Source organism: Bibersteinia trehalosi, assembly GCF_004346205.1.
Lineage (GTDB): Bacteria > Pseudomonadota > Gammaproteobacteria > Enterobacterales > Pasteurellaceae > Bibersteinia > Bibersteinia trehalosi.
Window position 1 is genome coordinate 1 of record NZ_SMAM01000016.1, and the last position, 8370, is coordinate 8370.

Annotated in this window: 1 protein-coding gene; it reads right to left on the reverse strand. The window is 42.7% G+C overall.

The window, feature by feature from the left end; genetic code table 11:
* The coding region (locus EDC51_RS10730; protein WP_131928946.1) for a two-partner secretion domain-containing protein at positions 1–8370 on the reverse strand (8370 nt) is incomplete at both ends.

Below are 8370 nucleotides of genomic sequence, written 5' to 3' on the forward strand. Positions count from 1 at the left end.
GTTGATAGTTAAGGTTTCTGTGTCAATTTGGCTGTTTTGATGCGTTAAATGATGTTCTGACTGTTTACCATTGCTAAAGCCCGCCTGTGCATAAACATACCAGCCCGTCTGCGCCCCCACTGCCACACCAGTGCCTATTTCAACCCCACTGCTTTGTTGTTTGCCTTGCATTTGATATTCGCTTTGCCCTGCATTCAGATTGAGGTCTTTCGCACTGTCGAATGTGATAGAACTGTCTTTTAAACGATTGCCTTCTACGTCTTTTGAGGTAAAGGCGGTGTGCGTTGCCGTGATGTCTCCACTTCGGCTGGTAATGTTGATATGTTGCGCATTCAATTGGTTGCCGACACTTTCTCGGCTGCTTATTTCATTGCGTTCTCGGCTGTGCGAAAAACCACTGCCCGTTTCCACGCGGAAAAGTGCACCTCCGTTGGCGAGGTTAGCCGCTGTGCTATACGCTTTCGCTGCTGCACCCAGTGTTTGTGCTGCTTTCACTCGGTCGCTTGCTGCTTTGTTATTCACCGCCTGTTCCACGGTTTGGATTAAATCAATGATTGGTGAACTCACCCGAGCAAACTGCCCTATCTTTAAATCACTACTATGGCTTTGGCTGTTGCCAATATTGTGCGCGGTGTCAAAGGTCACTTCTTCAGCACTGACATCTATGCGGTTTTTTGCCAAAATCTGACCGCTTGTCGAATGCATTTGATTACCCGCATTGATAGAGACGCTGTCGTTTAAACTGGCTATCAGTGCCTGTTGATGACTCACTTGCTCTCCGTTTTCACTGCTTAACTGACGATGGTAGCCATTAAAGCGTTCGGTTTCTGAAATTACCGCCTCACCTATACCATGTCTGCTTCGGTTTTCGTCCGTCGCTGTACGAGTGGTGGCTGTGGTTATCCGCACATCTTTGCCGGCACTTAGGCTAACATTGCCTTCGGCAACCGCTTGTGTGCCTTTTAGAGTGACATTTCCTTTCTCTGCGTGAAGGCTGAGGTTTTCGCCAAAAGAGAGCACCGAAGCCTGTTCGGTTCGGATCTCTCCATCACCCAGTGCACGTTCAGCATATACACCTGCACTGCCTTTCTCCAAATTGAACGCCGCCCCTTTGCGTTTTTCTTGCGAGTTTTGACCGCTTGTTGAAACCGCAACGTCTAAATTGACGTTTTCTTGCGCCCAAAATTCACCATTACCTTTGGCAGAAAACTGTGCACCTTGGCTTTGAATATCGCCTTGAGTGGCGATAATACTTAAATTCCCGCCCGCATCGACTGTACTCACCACCGCATTGCTTTGTGTGCCCTCTTTCTCCAGCCGACTGCGCTGAGAATGCCCATAAACACCACCCGGCGTAAACACTTGGTTTGTGGTTTTGGCCGCGGCTTCAGCCGTGGTAAAAATCTTACCCACAATCCCAACCGCTGAACCTTGATTCGCTTGTTCACCAAAGTTATCTTTAAACACTTGTTTTGGGTTATACGCCATATTTACCCCAATGCCAGCACTGCGCGCATAGTGGCTAACATGGCGGCTCTCATTTTCCGTTAAGGCATTGAGATAAACATTTTTGCCTTGTACATGCATATCGTTACCGGATTGCAACTGTGCGGCATTGGCAGTCACATCCCCCTCCAAGGCAACAATGTTTAAATCCCCTGTTGCTGCATTTAATATCGAAGTCACCACAGAGGTATGTCGGTTGTCATCATCTATTTGGCTCTTATTGCGAGCATAACCTATTGATGCCATACCTTTCGATACACTGGCTGTAATGCCTGATTTTTTGCTTTCGTGGAAAGATTCGCTTTCCGAATAATTCACCGCTACATCTAATAATACCGATTTCCCAGCAGTGACATTAATGTCTTGCTTAGCTGTCGCTTGTGTACCTATTAACGAGACATTACCTTGTTGTGCAATAATATTTACATCTAAACCATCAACACGGCTAACAACAGCATTATCTATATGATGAGCATAGCGGCTGGTGTCGGTGGTTTTACTGAACATGCCTCGATTGGTCGATTTTCTGGCGGTTTCCAATCGCTCTTCCGCTCTGCCTGCCTCAATCCGCACATCGCCTTGGCGTGAGCCGAGCAACACTTTGCCCGATTCACTGCTGATGTCAGACTGGCGAACCACCATATCGCCACCACTAACTGCACGGATATTGCCTTTTGCCGAAATCGTATTGCCAACCTCTTGTGTTTGGTCTAAGCGGTAGTAGTTATCCGCATTGCCGTTGTAATGCTCTCGGTTTTGCGTTTTTAGGGTCGTGATATTGAGGGATTTTTCGGCACCAATATTTATTGAGCCGGCACTATTCAGCGAAGCGGCTTTTACCGTCACATCATTTTCGCTTTGAATGTTTAACCTGCCGTTATCACCAGTGACCTTCACGCTCGCAAGCCGGTCTAATTGCGTGCGAAAAAAGGTGTTTTCTGTATTTTCTGAATGGCTTAGGGTGCTGGCAATCTCTACCCCTTTACCACCATAAAGGGAAAGAAAATCCACCGCTCCTATCGTACCACCTAAGTTAATTAAGGTTTGTTGTGCCGATAAATCCACGTTTTTACCTAACACTGCCCCTCGATTCTCTAGCTGGTTGCTGTGTAAACGGGTTAAATCTAACCCTGCTATCACCCCGCTGTTCTCTATCTTATCCGCACTGCCGATGATTTGATTTGCCGAAATCACCGCTCCTCGAGAGGTAATATCACTATTCCTTGCCACTAAATAAACCTGTGGCACAAGGGCAGTTACTTTTCGCCCGTCAGCAAGGGTAATTTCTTTATTGACCAGCCAAACCATATCGGTAGTCAGTTCCGACATCTGTTTTGCCGTTAAACCCACCCCAACCGCAAGATTAAACTGTTTGGCATATTTTATCCCACTGTTCATCAAGGCTTGGTATTGCTCTAAGTCATTCGTGTAACCTGCAATGAAACGTCTGCCGGTGAGTTGATTGATTTGTTCGTTAATCAAACGCTGTTCATAAAAACCATCGCCCAAGCGTTTATGCACATTGTCGTGGTTATAACGAAGCTGTTCAAACATATAGTCTGAACTGAGCCATTGTTTGCGGTCGGTAAATTTCGGGTCGGTTTCCACGATGTAGCCGTTGGTCGCCTCGGGGTTGATTTTGTATAAACTCGCCTGCGGTAAATTGATGTCGGCTAAATGGGTTTTGATGGTTGGCATTTCTAACTCGCCTAGTTTTGTGGCATCAAAATGTTCAACCGTTGTATCTAATTTGCCGATAACCTGCCCTGAATCAACGATTTTGTTTTTATCTTGCTCGCTAATCGTTGGCGTAAGTTTGATATTTACCGTACCGCTGTTTGGGTTGGTATCAGACCCTGTAATGCTGATGGTATCTAAGAGCACGTTTTTCGCCTTGGCCTGTTCATCCACCGTGGCATTCGATGAAATAGGAGTACCAATGATGTTTTTAACCACATTAAAGGTGTCTGTAATATAGTAACTTCTCGGATCCATATCGCCGATTTTGACATGTCTATGTCCATTTCTCCCGTGCTTTCGATAATGTTCCAAAAATTGGGCTTCACCATCATATTCATCAATTTGGATGATTTTAGCTAAATCTTCATTTCTTAGCGTTGTCGTACCAGAGACTAAAGAGGTATTATCAAAATGCTTATCAACCATTTGGTCGCCTAAGAATAATTTGCCCCCGACGAATAATTGGCTATATTTATTATGTAGATCATCCCCGTTGAGATGTAAATTTCCACCTATACTGATTTTTGCACTATCTTGTTTCTCAATATAAGGAGTATAAGTATCCCTTTTATATTTCCAAATATATAACTGTTTTTCATAAAGCGTTGGCCTACTTTTATCATAAAAGGCAATCCATGCGTTTCTTCCTGACCAGTTATAATACGCTTCTGTACCGATGCGATAACGCTCTGTCGGTTTAGATTCTAAAGCGGCTTCTTCGATATTTTCTGTGTTTTTTTCAATGCCTAATTTGAGATGAATATCATGATTCAATAATCGAGCCGTATTGATATCCCCCTCGCCTAAAACTTCAATGGTTGCACTACCATTATCAATAAAATCAGCCTTGCCAGTGGCGTAACCTTCATTATCTAAGTCACCTCCAACAGCCATTTCACCTAAACTGAGAATTAAGGAATGATCGCGATTCGTTAGCGTGCCCACGCCAAAATCTAAACGCTCTCTAGCAGCTATCGTGGCAGAACTTGTTTCTCCATCAATCGTTTCGGCAAGATTGTTGATATTTTTTGCTTTGAATGAAAGATGATCGCCATAAATCCGACCCGTGCCAATATTGGTGATTTTGGTGGCATTCAGTAGGGTTTGCTCACCGTCAATTAAACCTCTATTGGTTATTTCATTGGCGGTTAATTTGCTGTTTTTTGAGGAAATTTCACCGCTTGCGGTATTGATAATTTGATTGGCAGAAAGAGTTGCACGATTACCAATCAATAAAGCAACATTATTGGTAAAATCGCCTTGCGTACTAAAATCGAGATCATTCCCAACCTCAAAGGCATTATTTAAGGTAAAGCTATCTTTTAAACGAACGGTTAAATCCCCTTGCGTTTTAATTGTACCTTCCTGCTCCAACGTTTTTGCCGTTAAGTGAACTTGATTTTTTGCTTGAATTAAGCCATCTTGGTTGTTAAGGCTTAAATTACCGTTATCTTTGATAATCAGCCCGTTATCTGAAAGCATCTCACCTTGTTGATTATTCAAGGTTTGATTGACGGTCATTGTTGCTAGATCGGCAATATAAATCCCACCTTGCTGATTAGACAGTCTGTTGGCATTGAGCGTTAATTCCCCTGCTTGAATACCTTGTGTTGGGGCGTTATCTGCGGTTTTTCTTTTCGTGTTTTGGTTATCTAGTTGCTCTGCATTTAACACCAGCTGAGTTGTCCCTAAAATCAACGACCCAACCTCACTGACTGCATTATTATCAATCACTTTTGCATTCACTTCTGCCGTTTTGGCACTGATTGTGCCGGCTTGATTGTTAATTTGTGCAGCATTAAGCGTTAAATTCTCCGAACTATTTAAAATCCCTTGTCGGTTATTAATATTTGAAGTCACAGAAGCCGCTAATTGTTGATTTGAATGGATAAACCCTTGTTCATTATTCAATGATGAAAGGTTATTTAGAGAGAGTTTATCTACGCCAATAATGCCTTTATTTTCAGCCTGCGTATTACGGTTATCAATTTGGTGTTGCTGCGTATTAATTTCCGTCTGTTTGGCAGAAATTAAGCCTGCACGGTTATCCAGCTCACCGCTTTGAATCGTTAATGCGTGCTGTGCAAATAATGTGCCGTTAGCATTATCCAGCGTGGATTGGTGAGTGTTAATGGAAAGCGAATCTGTTTTGCTGGCAATAATACCATTGTGGTTAATCATGCCTTGTTTAGCTTCTAGTGTGAATGATTTCTCTGCTTGTAAACGACTATTTTGATTAATAACTTTATCGGCATTGAGGGTAATTTCATTCGCACTAATTTCACTATGTTGGCTTGAATTAAGCTCTGATAAAGCAAGCGTTATTTTACCTGCGGTAATCAATCCATTTTGTTGTGATAAATTTTTCGCTTGAATATCAAAATCACCGCTGATACGAATTTGCCCGCTATCATTGGTTATTTCGGCTGTATTGAGTTGAGCATTATTAAAGCTGATAATATTACCCCTCTGGTTATCTAGCACTTTTGTATTTAAAGCTAAATGTTGCTGAGCGATAATACCTTTATCTTTTTTGCTCGTCAGCGTATTTTGATTATTTAATGTTCCGTTACCCGTATCTAGGCTAATATTATTTGCTGTGATAAGACCCTGCTCATTAGATAATGAGCCACTTTTTACATTCAATTGTTGAGCGGCAACAATTTTACCTTCTGTATTATTTAATTGCTGCTGATTAGCATTTAAATATAAATCCGCCGTTTGGCTACCTATAGTGCCATTGGTATTATTGACATTTCCGTTTGTCGTTAAATAAGCCCCTTTTTTCGCAACAATACGGCTGTCTTGATTATTCAGTTCGCCTTTAGTCGTAATATTAAGCTGTTCTGCAAAAATAAGACTATTTTCTGTTGAAGCAAGACGATTTGAATTTAACTGTAATACTTGAGCCTCAATAGTCCCATTTTGCTGACTAATTTCACTCACCGTTAAATTCGCTTTTTGAGCCGAAGAAATAATGCCTTTATTGTTTAACAATGTGTCGGCGTTAATCTCTGTCTTCTGTTCAGCACGAATAGCTCCTTCTTCATTATTGATTTGAGAAGCGGTTAAACGACTATTTTTACTGATGATTTGTCCGTTTGTATTGTCCAGCGTTTGGCTTTCTAATAACACTTCCTCACCGGCAATAATACCTTTATCTTCTGCGTTAGTATTTTTATTACTTACCAAGCCATTTTTAACCGTAATTCCGGCTTTTTGTTTCGCATAAATTAAACCATTGTCATTATTTAAGTGTTGGCTATTAAGTGTGAGATTTTCACCTGCAAATAATGTTCCATCAGCCGAATTTAAATTGCCGTTTAAATTCAAATAAAGTGATTTTCCACTGCTTAGCGTGCCTTGTTTATTGTCTAATTGCCGAGCATTTACGAAAAAATCACCCTGTGTGCTAAATTCGCCATTTTGTGTATTTATTCTCTCTCCGTTTAACTGCAAATCTTGCTCACCCGTTTGTTTCCAGACGGCATTTTGTGCATTTAAGACTGTTTGTGAGGTATTTATTGCTTTTGCGGTTAAAAAACTGCCTTGCGTAGAAAGTACGTTTGGCGTAGTTAAATGAATTTGCTCTGCCGTTAAACGGGCGTTATTCGCCTGAATATCCCCCGATTTTGCGCTGTATTCAATCGAATGAGCGTTATTTTGGCTGTTGTTAGCATCAATTTCTGAAGCAGAGATCCTGATGTTGCCAGAGGCAACATTTTTCCCCTGAGTGGTGGTTTTGCCTGAGCTGTTAAATTGAACGGTTTTTCCGTTTGCAGATTTCTCTTCTAGCTGACGGGTTTCGCCTCGCTCCGTATCTTTTACCTCAACACCTGCGGCAATCAAGGAATCTTTCGTGGCGTGAATAGTTGCTGCTTTGTAGCTGATATTCCCCTTCGCTACCGTTTCGCCGCTTTGCTGAATTTGCATTTTGGCAGTTTTTTGAATATTGCCGCCTCTTGCCACAATTGAACCGCTATTTTGAATATCGGCTTTCGAGTTAAGCTGAATATCGCCCTGTTTATTTTCAATTTTACCTTGGTTATCAATGCCGTTTTGCGCCGTCAGTTGCACGGGCTTTTGCGCATTGAGCGTGCCGCGATTCACAATCCGCCCTTGACTGTCGATGGTGAGCGTCTCAGCGCTTGCCCCAATATGTCCTGCGTTACGCACGCCCACGCCCTGTTCCGTGCCAATCAAATGGATTTTGCCCGAGTACATTCCGCCCAGTTCGCCCACATCAATGGCCACCTGCGGTTTTGACTCCCCTGAAAGCGCTTGCTTTGTGTGAATAATTTGCAAATTTTTGTCGGAATCTGACCGCTTGACAGTGTTTTTGCCTGTAATGATGTTGGTCTCTTTTTTCGACCAAATGCCCGCATTGGCTTCCACATGACGGCTGATAATCTCCGTATAATCCACACGACTATTATCCAGCCCCTTGCCCGAAACCTTCACCTTACCTTTTTCCACCACAAAACTGTCTAAATGACCGTGTTTAATTTGCGGTTTGCCCGTAGTCAAGGTGGTGCGGTCTGAATTGATAATCCCACAGCCTTCACAATGTAAACCGCTTGGGTTAGCAATAATCACCTCCGCCTTTTTGCCCGCCACTTCCACATAGCCTTTCATGACCGAAGGCTTGCTAGAATTGACTTCGTTTAAAATCACCTTCGCCTCACCGCGTGCCAGATAAGGGTTACCCGCCACCTGCCCCGCAAGCTGAGTTTGGGTATTTGTTCGGCTATTATTTAAAATCGCCCCTTTTTCAGCGACATCAAATTGCGAATACTTATTATGGGAAAGTCCTTTATCGTTTGGGGTTTGAATATTGATTTGCGGAATGCCGTTGGCGGTCGAAAGGATAATGGGTTGCTGGTTTTTCGGGGCGGATTTATCGGCTCGAATAATTAATGTCTCGGCCAATGCCGCATCCGAAAACGTGACAAAACCTAGCGCACAAAATAAGCTAAAGGTAAGCGGTCGAATTTTGGCAAAAAGTGGCAAAACAGGAAAAGAGGATGGCTCGCTAGATTTACCTTCTGATTTTGCGAGTTCAGAGACCACCACTAAACGTTGGCGTGTTTTACTGAAAATAACGCGGAAACATTGCTTGTTCAT